The 16,977-nt window shown below is 64.2% G+C and carries 17 protein-coding genes; 6 read left to right on the top strand and 11 right to left on the bottom strand.

Going from position 1 to position 16,977, the window contains the following annotated elements; all coding sequences use genetic code 11:
• From AB0H37_RS01300 to AB0H37_RS01290, 3 genes are all read left to right on the top strand, one after another.
• Positions 1–1,866, top strand: coding sequence for a DUF1998 domain-containing protein (locus AB0H37_RS01300; protein ID WP_360610539.1), 1,866 nt, complete (start codon positions 1–3; stop codon positions 1,864–1,866).
• A gap of 128 nt (positions 1,867–1,994) precedes the next feature.
• Positions 1,995–4,130: a 3'-5' exonuclease gene (locus tag AB0H37_RS01295; protein ID WP_360610537.1), complete on the top strand. Its 2,136-nt coding sequence runs from the start codon at positions 1,995–1,997 to the stop codon at positions 4,128–4,130.
• On the top strand, positions 4,127–6,088 hold the full coding sequence (locus AB0H37_RS01290; RefSeq protein ID WP_360610535.1) for an ATP-binding protein: 1,962 nt from the start codon (positions 4,127–4,129) through the stop codon (positions 6,086–6,088). Before AB0H37_RS01295 ends, AB0H37_RS01290 begins: the two co-directional genes overlap by 4 nt.
• Before the next feature lie 171 nt (positions 6,089–6,259).
• Here the strand turns inward: AB0H37_RS01290 and AB0H37_RS01285 are convergent, their stop codons facing one another.
• From AB0H37_RS01285 to AB0H37_RS01265, 5 genes are all read right to left on the bottom strand, one after another.
• The gene (locus AB0H37_RS01285) at positions 6,260–6,454 is read right to left on the bottom strand and encodes a DNA-binding protein (RefSeq protein WP_360610533.1); all 195 of its coding nucleotides are present in this window, start codon (positions 6,452–6,454) and stop codon (positions 6,260–6,262) included.
• Between the two features lie 11 nt (positions 6,455–6,465).
• Entirely contained in the window at positions 6,466–7,032 is a 567-nt protein-coding gene (locus AB0H37_RS01280) for a hypothetical protein (protein WP_360610531.1), read from the bottom strand.
• A gap of 221 nt (positions 7,033–7,253) precedes the next feature.
• Entirely contained in the window at positions 7,254–8,795 is a 1,542-nt protein-coding gene (locus AB0H37_RS01275) for a hypothetical protein (RefSeq protein WP_360610529.1), read from the bottom strand.
• Entirely contained in the window at positions 8,792–9,124 is a 333-nt protein-coding gene (locus AB0H37_RS01270; RefSeq protein WP_360610527.1) for a MobC family plasmid mobilization relaxosome protein, read from the bottom strand. Before AB0H37_RS01270 ends, AB0H37_RS01275 begins: the two co-directional genes overlap by 4 nt.
• A gap of 919 nt (positions 9,125–10,043) precedes the next feature.
• Positions 10,044–10,430: an ATP-binding protein gene (locus AB0H37_RS01265; protein WP_360610525.1), complete on the bottom strand. Its 387-nt coding sequence runs from the start codon at positions 10,428–10,430 to the stop codon at positions 10,044–10,046.
• Between the two features lie 398 nt (positions 10,431–10,828).
• Here AB0H37_RS01265 and AB0H37_RS01260 point away from each other — a divergent pair, with 398 nt between their 5' ends.
• From AB0H37_RS01260 to AB0H37_RS01250, 3 genes are all read left to right on the top strand, one after another.
• A complete protein-coding gene (locus tag AB0H37_RS01260; protein WP_360610523.1) occupies positions 10,829–11,638 on the top strand; it encodes a helix-turn-helix transcriptional regulator in 810 nt (269 codons plus the stop codon).
• Complete coding sequence (locus AB0H37_RS01255) at positions 11,635–11,841, top strand: DUF397 domain-containing protein (RefSeq protein ID WP_360610521.1); 207 nt, start codon at positions 11,635–11,637, stop codon at positions 11,839–11,841. The genes AB0H37_RS01260 and AB0H37_RS01255 overlap by 4 nt, the downstream gene beginning before the upstream one ends.
• Positions 11,842–12,036: 195 nt before the next feature.
• Complete coding sequence (locus tag AB0H37_RS01250) at positions 12,037–12,504, top strand: NUDIX hydrolase (protein ID WP_360610519.1); 468 nt, start codon at positions 12,037–12,039, stop codon at positions 12,502–12,504.
• Positions 12,505–12,638: 134 nt separating this feature from the next.
• Here AB0H37_RS01250 and AB0H37_RS01245 read toward each other — a convergent pair whose 3' ends face one another.
• From AB0H37_RS01245 to AB0H37_RS01220, 6 genes are all read right to left on the bottom strand, one after another.
• Positions 12,639–13,223 (bottom strand): hypothetical protein, encoded by a 585-nt coding sequence (locus AB0H37_RS01245; protein ID WP_360610517.1) that lies wholly within the window; start codon positions 13,221–13,223, stop codon positions 12,639–12,641.
• 170 nt (positions 13,224–13,393) lie between these two features.
• On the bottom strand, positions 13,394–13,855 hold the full coding sequence (locus tag AB0H37_RS01240) for an NUDIX domain-containing protein (protein WP_360610515.1): 462 nt from the start codon (positions 13,853–13,855) through the stop codon (positions 13,394–13,396).
• A gap of 189 nt (positions 13,856–14,044) precedes the next feature.
• Positions 14,045–14,920, bottom strand: a complete 876-nt coding sequence (locus tag AB0H37_RS01235; protein ID WP_360610513.1) for a site-specific integrase — start codon at positions 14,918–14,920, stop codon at positions 14,045–14,047.
• Complete coding sequence (locus AB0H37_RS01230) at positions 14,917–15,387, bottom strand: N-terminal phage integrase SAM-like domain-containing protein (protein ID WP_360610511.1); 471 nt, start codon at positions 15,385–15,387, stop codon at positions 14,917–14,919. Before AB0H37_RS01230 ends, AB0H37_RS01235 begins: the two co-directional genes overlap by 4 nt.
• Before the next feature lie 343 nt (positions 15,388–15,730).
• On the bottom strand, positions 15,731–16,087 hold the full coding sequence (locus tag AB0H37_RS01225; RefSeq protein ID WP_179838235.1) for a PLAT/LH2 domain-containing protein: 357 nt from the start codon (positions 16,085–16,087) through the stop codon (positions 15,731–15,733).
• A gap of 529 nt (positions 16,088–16,616) precedes the next feature.
• A complete protein-coding gene (locus tag AB0H37_RS01220) occupies positions 16,617–16,970 on the bottom strand; it encodes a hypothetical protein (RefSeq protein WP_360610508.1) in 354 nt (117 codons plus the stop codon).
• Positions 16,971–16,977 lie beyond the last annotated feature (7 nt).

The raw sequence follows: 16,977 nt of genomic DNA, 5'->3' as shown, positions 1-16,977 counted from the left end.
ATGGCCCTGCGTTCCGACTCCAAGAGACGGTCCTTCGGCATCCCGGGCAAGGATCCCAAGGCCACAAAGCCTTCCCGCCAGTCCAAGGGTGCTGTTCGACGGACTCAGATGATCACCACGTACGGTGTGGGGTCGCTGGTCGCACTCGGCGACCAATCTTTCCTGGTAAGCGGGCTGGACACCTGGCGGGTCAACTGGGCGCCCGTGATCTACGAGCCCAACCTCCAGCGTTGGCTGGGGGTCACACACTTCCGGCTACCCCCCGCCGACAATCCCCCAAGCGGGGATGGTGTCAAAATTCGTCGTTTTCCCCGGTGGTACTCCTGCTCCGAATGCAAGGATCTGAAACCGTTCAAGGATTTCGGAGTAAATGAGAAGAACATTTGCCCGTCTTGCGGCACCACATTGACCCCTTCCCGCTTCATTGTCGCCTGCGTGAACGGCCATCTCGACGATTTCCCTTACTGGGAATGGGTACACCGGAAGAAGGATTCTTCCGGCACCAAGCGCACGTCCTCCTGCAGGCTAAGCCTCCACACCACGGGAACCAGCGCCTCCCTTGCCTCCGTGGTCATTAAGTGCTCCTGCGGCGAGCAGTCCTCCATGGCGGGATCATTCGGCAAAGAGGCCTTGCGCAGCATCGGTGTGACATGCCGTTGCCAGCGACCGTGGCTCGGTCGCGGATCGGACGAGACAGGCTGCGATGAAGCACCGCGTACGATGCAGCGAGGTTCATCCGCGGCATGGTTCCCGGTCCACCGCTCATCGCTGTCCATACCACCGTGGTCCCAGCGCCTTCAGCAGCTCCTTAACAAGCACATGAACCAGATCCACAAGCACCGGGACGATGACACGTCTCTGCGGATCGTGATCGAGACGTTCATCGACGGAACCGACTTCACCGTGGAGCAGGTGCTGTCCGCGTTGGAGGACAGGGACAGGCTCGCCGAGGAACCTCTGGACGACGACGCCAAACTCGACGCCTCCAGCCGACTTCGCACGAAGGAGTACAAGGAGCTGGAGTCCGGGGTATCCGCGGAGCACCTCGAGGACGAGTTCGAGTGCGAACCGGCGCCCCTGGACGCGTCGGCGTCGCGTCCTCCTGGTCTGGACAAAGTCATGCTCGTCAAGCGGCTGCGGGAGGTCCGCGCCCTTAAGGCGTTCACCCGCGTCGAGGCACCTGACCGGCTGACCCTGCGCGAGCGCGCAGCCAAGCTCTCCCTGGAGAAGCTTGATTGGTTGCCCGCAATCGAGGTGAGCGGCGAGGGAGTGTTCCTCAGCCTGGACAACACATTGGTGCGTACATGGGAGCAGTCACCCGGCCCCCTCCATCGGGCGGATCGCATCCGTGGCCACCACGAAGGGCTCCTACGCGAGCGCGCGGCAAGGGCCGGTGTGAAGGCGACGAAGGCGGACCTGGCATCCGAGGTCGACGCCCGCTTCATTCTCCTACACACGCTGGCCCACGCATTGATCAATGAGTGGAGCCTGGACAGCGGTTACCCCGCCGCCTCCCTCAGGGAGCGGATCTACAGCTCCGACACGATGAAGGGTGTCCTCATCTATACGGCTGCTAGCGACTCCGCCGGCAGCCTCGGCGGGCTTGTCGCGCAGGGGGACACGAAGCGCCTGCAGGCGTCCTTGACATCGGCGATGGACCGCGTCTCCTGGTGTTCCCAGGACCCGCCGTGCATGGAGTCAGAGGCCAGCGGCACCGACAGCCTGAACCTGGCGGCCTGCTACGCCTGCGTGTTGCTGCCAGAGACCAGTTGCGAAACGAACAATGCCTTTCTCGACCGTGCAATGCTGATCGGCACCCTTGAGTCACCGGAGACCGGGTACTTCACCGGGCTGCGCACCTCATAAGCGTCGGCCGAGCAGCGTGCGACGCGGGCTGCGGCCGCGCGGTGAACCTGGCCACCCCGCCGCGCGTCCGACAATCGTTCTTCCCGATCCGACGACACCGCAGCGACGCGGTTTGAAAGGGTAGTTGTGTGGCCAGGCTTTCGATCTACAGCACGTTCGTGCACGACCTCATCCGGCTGCCCCGCCCTGTCCAGGCGAAGGTGGAGGCAGTCTTCGACAAGTTCTTCGAGGCCACGCACACCGGTCTCCACTTGGAGAAGGTGAACAACGCACAGGACCCGCGGATGCGGACGATTCGGATTGACAAGTTCTGGCGCGGCGTCGTCCTCGCGCCGGACAAGGGCGACGTCTACACGCTGCTCAAGGTGCTCCCTCACGACGACGCCTACGCCTGGATTCAACGACGGCGGGCATCGGTCAACATCACCGATGGCCAGATCGAGCTAAGAGACGTCGTCGCGATTGACGCGACCGTGCCTGTGCTGCGCCGCAAAGTCGAGAAGACGGGCGCCCTATTGTTCGCCCACGTCTCGGACGGTGAACTACGCAAGCTTGGCCTGGACGATCAGATCATCGCGTTCGCCAGGGTCGTCAGTGTCGAGGAGCAGTTGGAGGATAATCGCTCCTACCTGCCACCGTCCCAGTACGACGTCCTGTGCGGTCTGGCCGCCGGGATGACACCCGAGGAGGTGTGGATCGAGCTGGGCTCCCCCACCCCCAAGCGCACCTTTGACGAGTCTGACATCGATGCCGCTGTCGAGCGCCCCGGGGTCCGCATCCAGCTCGTAGACGGCCCGCAGGAGCTCATGAGAATGTTCGAGGACCCGTTTTCGTTGTGGAGGGTCTACCTACATCCCGCGCAGTACCGCGTCGCCCACACGCGCTTCGCGGGCGCCGCCCAGGTCACCGGCGGTCCCGGCACGGGCAAGACCGTCGTCGTGCTGCACCGCGCCAGGGACCTCGCCGAACGCGGCGGGCGCGTGCTCTTGACTACCTTCACCACCACGCTGGCCAACGCCCTGTACGACCAGCTTCGCCTGCTCGTCACCGACGATGTCGTCCTCGGCCGCATCGAGGTACGACATGTCGACCAGGTGGCCCATCGGGTCGTCATCAACGCACACGGTCGGCCGAACGTCCTGTCCCGCGACGAGGAACGCCAGCTTTGGCGGCAGGTCGCACGCCGTGCCTCGGTGCCCCGAACCGAAGCGTTCCTGTCCGAGGAGTGGCGCCAGGTCGTCCTCGCCCAGAACATCACCGACCTCGATGGCTACCTCAACGCCGATCGCGCCGGACGCGGCAAGAGACTGCAACAGCCCCAACGGGCAGAGATCTGGAAGGCCCTGTCCGCGTTCGCCGAAGAACTCGCGACCCGCAGGGTCTGGACGCATGAAACGATCTGCGTCGAAGCGACCCGTCTACTATCTGACCAACCGAGCAAGCCCTACGAGCACGTTCTGGTGGACGAGGCGCAGGACCTGCACCCAGTTCGCTGGCGCCTGCTACGGGCTGCGGTGACAGTCGGTGAGGATGACGTCTTCCTTGCCGCCGACCCCCACCAGCGGATCTATGACAACCACGTCTCGCTGCGCTCGGTCGGCATCGACGTGACGGGCCGCTCCTCCCGGTTGTCGGTGAATTACCGCACCACCGCCGAGATTCTTGCCTGGAGTCTCGGTCTGTTGACCGGCGAGGTCGTCAAGGACATGGACGGCCAGCTTTCCTCCCTGTCTGGCTGCCGCTCGGAGGTCCACGGTCGCCCACCGATCCTGGCCGACGCCGCCACTCGCCAGGAGGAACTGAAACTTATCGCGGCCAAGATCCGTGCCTGGCTTGAGGTTGGAGTGGAGCCGAGCGCAATTGGTGTTGCCACCCGATCCCATTCCGCGGTGTCTGAGATCGTGGGGGCCCTGACGAAGGAGGGCATTAAGGCCACAGCGTTAGGGCGCGGGCCGGCTCCCGACAGCCACATCCAGGTCGCGACGATGCATCGGATGAAGGGTCTGGAATTTCGCTGCCTGGCGGTTGCGAGCGTTGCCGCAGCTCAGTTGCCCTCTGCGCACGCGGTGACACCGGTGGCCGACGACGAGCTAACCCATCACCGGGATCTACAGCGGGAGCGCTGCCTTCTTTTCGTGGCCTGCACCCGTGCCCGCGAGGACCTCCACGTGTCCTGGCACGGGATGCCCAGTGCCTTCCTGCCCGCCAACGAGCGACCGCAGCACGGCATGCGGTCCTCCTTGAAGCTTCGGAGTCAACGATGAGCACCCCCGAGGCGAGACTGCAGATCCGGTTCCACGGCCGGGTCATCGAGCATCTCGGCATCGACATGTACCAGTCCCCCGTCGCTGCGATCGCGGAGCTCGTCTCCAATGCCTGGGACGCCGACGCAACGCGGGTGGAGATCCTACTGCCCGACTCCCTTGAGTCGGGGGCGCAGCTCGTCATCACTGACAACGGCGAAGGCATGACGTTTCAGCAATGCCAGGACCGCTACCTGAAGGTTGGCTACAACCGCCGGACAGACCGAGCCTCGGAGACGACCAACGGCGGCCGACCGGTGATGGGCCGCAAGGGCATCGGCAAATTCGCCGGATTCGGTATCGCCGATTTGCTCGACCTCCGGACCGTGAGCGCGGAGACCGGCGAGCTCACCGTCTTCCGGCTGGACGTGGAGCGATTGACCGGCGGTGACGAGGGCGCCGGCTACGCCGACACCGAGCCCATGGATGTGGAGGTCATCAAGTACCTGCCGCCGGACGAAAAGCGCAAAGAACAGCACGGTACCCAGATCACCCTCCGCAACTTGACGATGAAGCAACGGCCTAACACCGACCGATTCCGGAACAGCATGGCCCGCCGCTTCCTGCTCCTGGAACGGGCCGAGGAGTTCCAGGTCCTGGTAGACGACGTACCCATCGCTGAGGAGACGGGCGTAGAAAAGATTGAGTTCGATTTCCCCAGCGACTACCGCACCGGCGAGCTACCTAACGGGGTCACGGTCGAGGACGGCTGGGGTGTCGAGCATCTACCGAACGGACACCGTATCCGGTGGCGTTTCGTCTTCTACAAGAGCCCCATCAAGGACGAGGACCTCGCTGGCGTCTCGATCTTCAGTCACCACAAGCTCGCCCAGCGACCGTTCACCTTCAACCTCAGCGGCGGCATCGGTGCCCAGCAGGCGCTTCATTACCTCTCCGGCCGAGTGCGCGCCGATTACATCGACGACCAGAAGCGGGACCTGATCTCCACGGAGCGGCAGCGGATCAACTGGGAGTCCGACGATGCGGTGCCCCTGTTGGAATGGGGACAGAGCCGCGTCAAATCACTGGCGAGAATTTGGCAGGAGCACCGCGCGAGCGCCAAGGTCGACAAGCTGAACGAGCGCATGTCGCCGCTGGGCGCTCGGCTCAGCAAATTGGAGGAGCACGAGCGTCGGATCGTGCGCCGAGCCCTGGAGTCCATCGCCAAGATCCCCGTTATCTCCGACGACGAGTTCGCCGACCTTGCAAACTCCGTTCTGCATGCGTGGGAGGGCGGCCGACTTCGCGGGCTGATCAATAAGCTCGCGAACTCCTCCGATATGGACGCGGACGAACTGGTCCGAATCCTGGTGGAGTCACGCGTCATGCTCGCCCTACACACCGCCGAGCAGGTGAAGACCAAGCTCAACGTGATCGACGGTCTTGAGAAGCGGATCACGGGTCGAGAGTTGGAGAACGCCGTTCGTGACTACATCGCAGGGAACCCGTGGCTAATCGCCCCCAGGTGGGACACCTTCCGCATCGAAAGGAGCGTGACCAACCTCGTTGCCGAGGTTGGCAACAGAACCCTCGACGACGAGGCTTGGGACGCCCGCGTCGACCTGGTTCTTTCGGCGGGGGCCGAACTCCTCGTCATTGAGTTCATGCGTCCCGGGGTGACTGCGGATTGGGACCACATCAACAGGTTCGAACGCTACGTCCTCACCCTCAGAGACGCCATCTCCGCGAGGACGGAGCTGGGTTTCAAGACGGTAACAGGTCTCCTAGTCGCTGACAGGCTGGAGCGCGCGAGCGGAATGCTTGCGAAGCTCGAATCTCTGACTCAGCAGAACATGAGAGCAGTCGACTGGCCGGGGCTGCTCGCCGGGGCTAAGAAGCAATGGCAGGAGTACTTCGAGATTCTCTACGCACGCGCGCCCGAGGACGACCGCATGCACGCCCTCGCCAGCGACACTTAAGTCCGTGTTGAGAAGTGCGTGTGGTGATGAGTCACTTCTAGATGATCAAGGATGAAGGCTTTCCGGCCCAGTCGGCGCGGCTGGGCCGGAACTCCCAATACTCCGCATACCGCCGCAACGGAACCGTCATTATTGAAAGGCTCGTGGATCAGCGAGTCGCGATCATTTCTTCTACTCGCTGACGCTCAGGTGACGTTGGAGGTCGGCGGTGACTACTCGGTAGGTGGTGCCTATGCGGATGACCTTGCAGGGGAAGCGGTTCTCTCGGGCGAGTTGGTAGGCGCGGGTTCGGCCGAGGCCGAGGGCTCGGGCGGCCGTCCCGATAGTGATTGTGGTCGGGAGGGCGGCGAGCTCCTCGTGGGTCATGGGCTCCATGCTCAGGCCTCCGGGGTGTTCGGGCGACGAATGCGAACGACGCGGTTTTGTTCGCTGGCAGGAGGCGGCGCGAGTAGCGTCGGACCGGTAATCGGTCTGGAGAAGTCGTTAGCTGCCGCCGCTACGCCGGCATCGCCCCCGTGTGCTTTCCCCTCGACGGTTGGGGGTGCCTCGCGTCCGCGGGTGACGCGGGAGTGGACGGCGTGGATGGCCGATTGGGCTTCGCTAAGAGCCGCGCAGAGAGCTCGGGCATGCTGCCTGGATTCGGCTAGAGCTTGGCCGTGGCGGCTCAGGACGTCCGCGAGGTCTTCGGCCTGGTCGTGGCCGAGACGGGCGGCTTGCAACTCCCGGGGGAAGAAGCGATTGATCTGGTCGAGGACCTGATCGAGGCCGTAAGTGGCTGCGCTGAGGTTGCCGAGGATGGTGTACGCAGTGCCGGGGAGAGTGAGGCTCGGTGGGCCGGCTGTGGCGTAGTTGAGCTGGCGGACGTGTTCGTACAAGTTGGTCGCGAGGCGCGTCGTCTCTTCGTCGTTACGCGCGGTAGGGGGAGCCTTCGTTTCGTCGGTCACGTGGGTCACTCCTTGTGGCGTTGGGGCACGTGCGGGGGCTGTAATCGGTCATGGCTTTGCCTTCCTTGTGTGGTGGGATGAGAGTGCGCAGGCTCGTCGTCTCGAACGCCGCACTGGCGCACATCTGCGTATCGTTACGCTTGTTTACGCTCCGTTAGTATGCAGTGGCCTCGATCGTTGCGCCACGACCGGTACCGGTGTGGCGCCAACTTCACTGGTCGCTACTGCCATGGGCGGCGAGGGGTGGTACGCGCCGACGGTGCGGGCGCAGACCTGGTAGATCGGTGGGGCCGGTCTGCCTCCAGGTTGGGGAAGGGCAGAGGGAAGCCGGCGGCAGCGAGCCGCGCCGCATTGTGCTCGGGTGTGTCGTTGGCCGGCGCCCGGAACAACGTCGGGTTTGTCGGCCGTGGGGTCGGTTGGCGGAGTCGGATGAGCTGGGCAGCAGCCTTACGGGCTGCAGCTGCTTGGGCGAAGCGCTGCTGCGATTGCCGGTGGTCCGCGATCGCTTCGATAAGGGAAGCGAGCTGCACGATCAGGTGGGAGAGGACGCCGGCGAGGCTCGGGCGATGACTGTGCGACCCTCCGATCTGGGACAGAGCCAGAACCCGCGCACCCGTACGGAGGTTCGTGCCATAGGGCGTGGCGGGGGACTGGCGCCCGTAGGGTTCGCGAGCTGCTCGGTCATAGAAGTCGGCCGCGCGGGCGAGTTCCCGGTTGCCGGTGATGGCCGCGGTTACGTGTAAGACGTCGGAGGCCGCGGCTGCTAGGTCGGCGCGAACGGCGGGGTCATGGATGTGGCGCATCTGCCAAGTAGCTGTCGCGGCGGCTCTTGCGGCCTGTTGGTAGGCGGCATCTCGCTCCTGGTGAGTCAGCTTCGCTTGGCTGAAAGAGCGCTGGCCGACGTGCCTACCTTCATCGGGAGCCGACCAGCGGCAGCGGAGTTTTGGAAGGGTGAGGTTGGCGGCAAGCTTGCCGCCGGAAAACCAGACCGGCTGACCCTCTCGGTTGGTGTGGCCGGGAAGCGCGACCGCGTAGCCCGTGATCTCCCCAGGAGTGCGGACGCTCTCGCGGCCCTTGACCAGCACTCCGGCCTGCTCAAGAGCGACGAAGAAATCCTCCTCGGTCTCAGCTCCAGCAGCTGCGGTGGCAACGTTCCGGCGGAGGGTACTGCGGGACGGTTCCGACCAGTTCTTACGGTGAGCGAATTCCGTCTCGGCTCGGGTTGGTCGGGGCGCTGCTGTGCGGTCGGCGGGTGCGGTTGGGGTTAGGCCGTAGCGGTCTTCGACGATGTGACAGGCATGGGCGACCTTGAAGTAGTCGCGACGTAGGTTCGGGTTGCGTCCATCCTCGCGGGCCAGGACGGCAACGAGATGGATGTGGTCCTCGGCATGGCGGACCGCGATCCAGCGGCATGCCCTGTCATCACCTCGCGGCGCCAACCCGGTCTGGTGCATGACCTCCTCAGCAATGTCGGCCCATTCGTCGTCCGACAGGCGTCGGTCCGCCGGCGCTGCCCGGATCGAGCATTGCCAGATCGGCAACGCAAGCAGCGTGTGGCGAAGGGTGTCGAGCGGGGAGGTCAGGACTCCGACTAGATGCCGGTAGTCGCGGTCGCCTCTGGCGTCCGTGCTGGGCTCCAGAGCTATGGGCAGGCGGAACCCTGCAACAAGGTGGGGGTCGACGTGCTCGTTACGTTTCCCTGGTCCGTAGAGGTACGACAGCAGTCGGGCGAGGCTTTGGCCGCGTGTCACCTTCCCGATCAACGCAGGAGCCGACCTATCTCAACAGACGAGGCGTCCACTCTGCGTAGAATTTTCTCCAGGTACGCCAACGAATCGAAAAGTTCTGCAGGCGCCTGTCCGGTTGCGTTCGCCGTTCGGGCCAGTTGGTTGATGTTCACACCAATGCGGTTCAACTGTCGTGCAATGCTGCGCAGTTCCTCACAGAGCGCAAGGGTCGGCTGCTGTCCGAGCCTGTGCTGGCGAGTGGCTGCCTGTACGGTGTGGACGATAAATGTTCCGTAGGCGGCGCCCGCTCGGTGGGCTGCCTCACGGATCTCCTTGTACTCCTCGTCGCTTACTCGGAACCTCATCTCCCGATCTCGTCGACGCCCTCCGGTGAGCTGCGAACGTCGTTGCAGCTTGCTCTGCCTGCTGACCTGCTCCTCGTCCGTGTTCCACCTCCTGCCGTACTCGTCGGACCGCGCCCGGTCGACTCAGCAAAGGGACGCGGTATGGATCATCCTGGGTCCATACCGTGTCGCGACACGGTACTACCTTGCAGCCCTCTATTAGGTCGTCCCTTCGACTCTACCGACTGAGGATATTCTCAGTCGGTAGAGTCGAAGCCGTGCCGAAGGATGTCGTTCAGTGCCATGAAATTCTGGTTTCCAGAGAACAGGGGATACGCTATCTGCCCTCGAGGATGAGTGGGCTCCTCGACACTTGACTCCCGTAATTTTTCGCGGGAGTCCCCGCGCAAGCACCCATAGCCGACCGGCAAGCAGTGCAGAGTCGCGGCAACTTTCGGAACGGCAGCTGTTCACTTCCGGCAGCCGCTGATGCCGGCTTCGCTGTCAGTCTCGAGCCGGAAGCCTCCATGTGGCCCTACGCCGTCCGCGCTCGTCCACTCGTCCGCCGCGCGACGGACGAGCCGTCCGCCGCTGCTTCGCAGCCGCCGTCCACGCGGACGGAGCCGTCCACACCGGCGGACGGACGCGGCGGGCCGTTGGTAGGGCGCTCGGGGCCAGCACGCACGGCTGGGACAAGTCGCGCCTACGCTGCGTGCGCTTCACCGCTGGAGGAGGCTCGGGAGGAAGCTGGGGATCGAGGCGCGGTCTCGCCAGCCAATCGTGGCCGCGGGCTCGCTGGGATACTCCGCGATGAGGCTCCCAACGTGCTGGTCAAGGTGTGTGCACCACAGCCGTGGCTCGCCGCTTGTCCCCAGCAACCCAACCCCGCCACTCTGAACCAACGGGGGAGGGTGGCCGCAGCCTCGACGCGAGCGGGCCGTCAGGTCAGTTCGAACCAGGTGCGCAGGCGACCGGCAGTGTCGGTGTCGTAGCCGAAGCGGGCGGCAAGGGATTCGATGAGGACGATGCCGTGGCCGTGGTCGCGGGGTTCGGAGCCCTGGTGGCGGGTCGGGATGGTCGCGGCGCCCGCATCGATGACCTCGCAGCGCAGGGAGTTCCCGCAGTCATACAGCGTGAGGGTGAACGAACCGCCATGACGGGAGTCGGAGTGCCTGACGCTGTTGGTGCAGGCCTCGGAGATCAGCAGTTGTGCCGTGGCGGTGCGGTCGCTGCCGTTCAGTACCGCGGCGGCGAACCGGCGGGCCTCACCGACGCTCTTGGGGGTGGCCGGGAGGGTCACGCGACCGAGGATGATCCGCGTCGTCATGAGCTCATCGCCTTCGCGATGGCGGGGACGGCGCGAGGGTCAGTGACCAGCGCCCAGTCGCTAGACCACACCCAGGCCCACGTCCCTGCCTGAGGGGCTGGGACACAAGCGATGAAGCGGACCTTGTTGGTCCGACGGCTCGTGACACGAAGGACGGCGCTCTCGCCGGCGCCGAGGACCTCGGGGCATACATGGCGATGCGGCAACTGGCCCGCCAGCCATGTCAGAAGATGGCAGCGCTGCCTTGGATGCAGTTCTTGTTCCAGATTGTCCGACATAATCTAATTTCCCGTCGTGCTGCTCTGACCTGCAATTTCTGGGACAAGCCTGCTCCGCGAGAGTTACCGTGTCGCCATTCCTAGGATCACCTGGAAATTCGTCCGACGGACGGAGACACGATGCACATCAACGAGTCCCCCGACCCGCGATCATCGATGTGGGCGTGGATGGCCCACCACCTGCGCTTCCAGCGCATGCAGCACGGCATGTCAGGACACGCCCTTGCTGAGCTCCTCAACTGCGCGCGTTCCTCGATTTCCAGACTGGAGAACTGCGAGGCGAAGCTGACCGACGCTCAGGCGACCGTCCTCGACGAGCGGTGGAACACCGGCGGGACGTTCGCGATCATGCTCTGGTACGCGCGGCTCGGACACGACCCCAACTGGTTCAAAACCTTCACGGAGTCTGAGGGTCGCGCGGCCGTGCTGCGGATCTACAGCGGCCAGCTGATTCCTGCTCTGCTGCAGACACCTGCCTACGCACGCGCCCTGCTGGTGGAGGGGCGCGAGCCAGGGATAGACGCGATGGTGGAAGCGCGGATGGCACGACAGCAGATCCTGACCAAGGAAAGCCCGGCCGATCTGTGGGTTCTCCTGGCGGAGACAGCCATGGCCTGCCTGGTGGGCGGTAGAGCGGTCATGCAGGAGCAACTCGCCAAGCTGCTTGAGGTCTCTGAGCTGCCGAACGTGATGCTGCGGATCGTCCCGAACACGGCGGGCGCGAATGCCGGGCTCGACGGGCCGTTCAAGGTCATCAAGGTCCGGGAGGGCCAGGTCGGCTACGTCGAGGCCCCCACCGGTGGAAGGCTCGTCCCAGAGGCCGCCGAGGTCGACGGACTGCTCGACAGGTTCGACCGCATTGGGGCGGTCGCCCTCCCCGTAGACTCCAGTCGGAGCCTGATCAAGCATCTGATGGAGGCCTTGACGTGACTTCCCCCCAGTGGCGCAAGAGCAGCCGATCCAGCGATGGGACCAGCGGCCAGTGCGTGGAGGTCGCCCAGCTCGACGACGCCATCGGCCTACGAGACAGCAAGGCCCCGAGCAGCGGGCACCTCTCGCTTTCCATCGACAACTTTGCCGGCCTTGTCGCCAGGGCGAAGAGGGACGAGCTCGATTTCACCGCTCAGCGGTGAGTGAACTGGCATGCCAGAAGAGCCAGGTCTGTCCGGCACTTCTATGTTCGCTCTCTCGCGTACCAAAGGATACGTAGTGTCCTCTACCTGGTACCAGGAGAGCAGTTCCCGAACCACTGGCAGGAGAGCCTTCTCCTGGCCCACCTCGCCCGCCGGGTGAGCATCGTCTAGCCCGACCTCCTACGCTCGACACTCGTGACCGATGACCCGTCAACAACCTTCACGCACGCTCTCGCAGCGGCAGGTGCCTTGTTCTTCAACGAACACGACCACACCATGCTGGTCGACCCCTCTTACAAGGACTACCGCGACATCCCCGGCGGCTACGTCGAGCACGGCGAAACTCCCCGCCAAGCCGCGGAACGTGAAATCGCCGAAGAACTCGGTATCCGCCCGAAAATCGGGCGGCTACTGGTTGCCGACTGGGCTCCTAACAAGACCGAAGGTGACAAGATCCTCTTCCTCTTCGACGGCGGCTCCCTCACCGCCGATCAACTCAATGCCATCCGCCTTGAACCCAGCGAACTGGTCGGCTGGCACTTCCACGACATCACCCAGATCCACGACCTGACCATCCCGCGTCTCGCTCGCCGGCTTCTCCATGCGCACGCTGCCCGCCGGGACGGCGGCACCCGCTATCTCGAACACGGCGAACGCATCTGAGCAGGGAAGACCGACCCGCTAGTTACCACAGCGTGGCGGAGCCCAAGTTGAGGTCGGTTCGAGCCCGAAGGCAGGCCCGATCCACGCCGCTACCGCGCTGCTGATCACGACGGCGTCATGGCAGGGCGTCACCCTCACATTCGATCACTGGCCGTCCTGGAAGCATCTGTGTCGCCTTCTTGGGGCCAGTGGCCATCTATGTGCAGTTGGATTAGCGCGGCGTGGGAGAGGGGGCTGGCGGGATCGGTGACGTCTCCGTTGGTGGTGAAGTCCAGTAGGACGACATCCTCCTTGTCGCGAAGCCGCTCGACCAGGTCAGCGACGCGGTGTTCGAGGACCCATCGGTAGGCCGGCAGGTAGATCCGGCGCCGGGCCGTCTCGTAGGGCAGGAGGCGGCCGCCGTGCAGGCCGGTGCGGTGGCCTTGGACGGGGCCGTATCGACGCACCGTCCGCTTCAGCCCCTTCATCGTGGTGATTCTGAGCTTCGCAGGGTCGACATCCGAGTCCTGAAAGACCTTGAGGGCCTGCCAGATCCCTTCCACCGACTCGCTGGTAACGCCGTCGCAGTAGGGAACCGGAATGCCACCGTGCGGGTAGAACGGACTGAGCCGCACCCACGGTTCCGGCGCCTTGGAGGTCACATCGATGATCTCCGCACCGGGGAACGCGGCGGTCAGCGACGCCGTCCCGCGACGCCGGCTGGCAACTCGGATCGACAAGTGAAGGCTCCCTGCCTTGGTGACATGAGCCGCCAGCATCTCCGATGCCACTGACATACGCCGCAGATGAGCCCACACGCTTGTTTCCAGTGACCGTTGTCGGCGGGAGTGCCGCAACGATCACACGGCTCTCCTAGTCCAGACCGCGTCTGCGGCACCTTTCTACCGGATCAAGACGAGATCCAGTCTCGGATTACTCGAGCGGTCTCAGTAGTGACGTCGGAGTCGGTAAGACCGGCAAGGTGGAGCCATTGATAGGCCGTGTGCTCGGGGCTCAGGACGATGGTCTGACCTTGATGAGCTACGCCGAACGTGTACTGACGGGCTCTTCGGCCCGATCCGGAGATGTAGTCGAAGTGAGCAGCGAAACCGGGATCAAGCGTGAGCGGTCCCGTCCAGCCGATTTCCTCGCCGAGTTCGCGCTCCAGTGCGGTGAGCAGGTTCTCACCTGGTTCGACGCCGCCTGAAGGAAGTTCCTGAATGCCGGCCATGAACCTGTCCTCAGCAGAGCGGCGCAGGATGAGCACCTGGCCATCGGCATGGACGATGGCGCCGACTACGAGTTTGGTGATGCCGTCGCGGTCGGCGTCAGCATGCAATTGCTGGATGTCGAGCCCCGATGCGGTGGTCACGATGGCAGGTTAGCCCTCCTGGGGAGCGAGTGAGGGTGATCTCAAGGCGGTGTGGTGGCATGACCGCGCTCAAGCGCAGGTTCTCAACCATGTGCGCCGCTCGCCACAGCCGGACTCGGACCCGTGCAGCCAAAGTGCGCATAAGTGAGAAGGGCCGGTTGGTCGGCCCTTCTCGTGGGCCGCTCTCGACTAACTGGTCGTTGAACGGCTGCGGGTCCTGGCGAGGGCTTCGAGGGCGGTTTCGTCGGCGTCGGGGAGGGTGTGTAGGTAGCGCTCGGTTGTGGCGATGGAGGCATGGCCGAGGCGTTCTTTGACTATCTGGAGGTCGGCGCCGCCGTTGAGGAGCCAAGAGGCGTGGGCGTGGCGTAGGTCGCGCATGGTCGGTCTGAAGTCCAGGTCGGCGGCGGCGATGGCCGGGTACCAGATGTTGCGGCGGAACCAGTCGTTGGGGATGTGGCCGTCCGTCATGCGCGTGCGGAGGGGGCGCGGGTTGTCTTTGCCGTTGGCGCGGCGGGCCGCTCGGTAGAGGGAGAAGGCGCCTCGGCAGTAGTCGCAGCGGCATCTGCCGGCGGTGTAGGCGCTGAGGGTTCCGTGGTTGTAGGTGCGTCCCTTCTCGTTGGGTTCGGTTCGGCCGAGGGTGGCTGGGTCGGGGATCTCGGTGATGCGGGCGCGGGGCTTGTCCTGGGGCGGCATGTGGAAGAGGAGGTCGTCTCGGGTGAGGCGCGCCGTCGTGATGTGGTCTTCGAGCTTCTCGGCCATCTGGGCACTGAGCTTGAAGCGGCGGTACTCCTTGTCCTTCGGGTAGTCCTTGACGAGGAAGTGACCCCCGTCCGGATGGAACTTCGGGTTGAGCTCCACGACCGTCCGGCTGACCGTGAGGATGCGGGTTCTGAGGTTGAGGTCCTTGGGTCGCAGCTCGCTGAGCTCGCCCCAGCGGAGGCCGCTCTCAATCTCGGTTTCGGTGAGGATTCGGAAGGTCCCCTCCGGGAGAGCGTTGTAGATGTCGTCGAACTGCTCCGGCGTGACGATCTTGAGCGGCTTGCGAACGACGGGCGGGGCCTTCACTCCGCGACAAGGGTGGAGGAAGGTGATCTGGTCCTCAGTGCCGTGGTGAAGATGGCACTGAGGATGATTTTGGTGCAGCGGATGGTCACGGGCGTCATGCCCTGCTTCTTGAGCTTGGCGATCCAGGCTCGGACGTGCTCGGGAAGGATGTCGACCATCCGCATGCGACCGAACTCCGGCATGATGTGCTTGTAGATGGTGTATGTGTACCCCTCTCGGGTGCTGGCCTCCATCTCATGATTCGGTAGCCAGGTGTTCTCGACGTAGTCCTTGAAGCGCTGCCTTCCGCGTGCGGGTTCTCCGGTCCTACCTTCGGATACCTTCACTTCAGCACGTTGCCATGCTTTTTCTGCTTCCCTCTTGCTCGCGTAGGTTCCAGCCGATCTCCGCTGTCCCCGAATGTCGTCGTAGTAGGCCGTGTAGCGAGGCTTGCCGTCCTTGCCCACTCTTTTGCGTGTCTGCCCCATGGGGCTTCTCACCTCCCAGGCTTGATCATCTGACCCTCATTTGACCCCGGACTATGAGTGACGGCGTGATTCAAGCCATCACTCGCTGACAACGAAATAGGGCCTCCACCTGAGACTTTACCGTGAAACGACCTTGATCACGCGTCCAAGTATGTGCGCGATCATCGGTTCGGGACGAAGAGGTCGTGGGTTCAAATACCGCCAACCCGAATGGTTCAGGGCCCTAACTCTCCTTTCGAGTTAGGGCCCTGAGTTTTACCTGAGCGACAAGCTCATCTTCTCGGCGTCTGGGAGGGAGGGGCGCGCTCGGTGGGCGACCGGGAGCGTGGACGGTTCCTTTTCGTCACTGCTGGCGCGTCAAGCGCACCTCGATTCTGCCGTCGTTCTCGTCGGTGGCGAGCCATCGGTAGGCGCTGAACTCCGCGGTGTCGCCGCCCTTGGTGACGGTGACCCGGTTCAGGAACCATCCGGATTTGTTCCCTGAGTTGTCATGGCCGATGACGATGGTCTCCAGCCGTCCGGCCTCGGTCAGATCCAGGGTGAAGTGGTCGATGGCGCCTTGCTCGAAGTTGTCCCTGCTGTCGTCCAGGTTGACCGGGCCCGCGGAGGCGAGCGAACCGTAGAGGGTGATGTGGACGTTGGCGTCGGTCCCGGCGTTCTCGACATTGCCGGTCTCCACCGTGATCTCGTAACGGGCCATGGGGGGCTCCCTCGGATCCTGGAGTGCTGTGTTTGCGTGAGTACTTTGCGTGACGAGTGTGCCCTCAGGCTCACCGAACGCAAACGAAGCTCAGGGCGACTTCTTGTATCCAGATGGACACTGACGACTCGCGACTGGGTCGTCGGTCCTTCCCGTGCGATGTCCGCATCGGGATAGTCACGAAATGATCGGTCTGGTCGTCGGGTTCGGCGTTGGGATCCACCCAGGTGGACCCTGCACGGCGCCTAGCGAGGGGGATCGCTCCGCCACCGCTCCGTCCCGGCTGACTCGATCCCCATCCTGGCGGCTGGGTCGACGCCCCCTGAGGCGTGGCTGGGTGCGGGCCAGCCTCACGTCATCTCTACGCAGGCAGCCATGTGGTCGAGTGGTCGCTGGCCTATCGCCCCGGTGTGCGAGCGTTCTCATTCTGCGCTTGCAGGGCGAGCCAGCCCGGAGTGGTCGGGTTAATGGCACCATCGCGCTGGCAGTTTCGTCGGCTTGAAGGGCCTGCCGGTCTGGAGTGGCCGACCTATTGCGCGGTCATGGTTAGTAGGACCGTTGCCAGGGCGCTGCTTGCTGCGTTTTCTAGGATTGCTTGAAGGGAGGCTCGGAGGCGTGTCAGGCGAGCGCGTTCGGGTTGAGGGGCTTGGATTTCATTGAGGATTTGGACGGCGTGGTTCTGGAGAGACTGCTGCTGGTCGGCTGCTAGGGCCAGGACGGGAAGTGCCTGGATGACCGCCTGGGCGTAGGTTGCCAAGGCGGCGAGTTCCTCTGGGAGGGGCTGCGGCGTCTCTTGGTGCAGTTCGATGTTCTGGCCGTTCAGGACGTTGCCGCTGAGGTCGCCGCTGATGCTGCCGATCCGGAGGTTGTTTCCTTCCCCCATGGTGTCT

The sequence above is a fragment of the Actinomadura sp. NPDC023710 genome, assembly GCF_040639875.1.
Lineage (GTDB): Bacteria > Actinomycetota > Actinomycetes > Streptosporangiales > Streptosporangiaceae > Spirillospora > Spirillospora citrea.
Note: the sequence above shows the minus strand (reverse complement) of the source record. Positions and strands in the feature narration are given on the sequence as shown.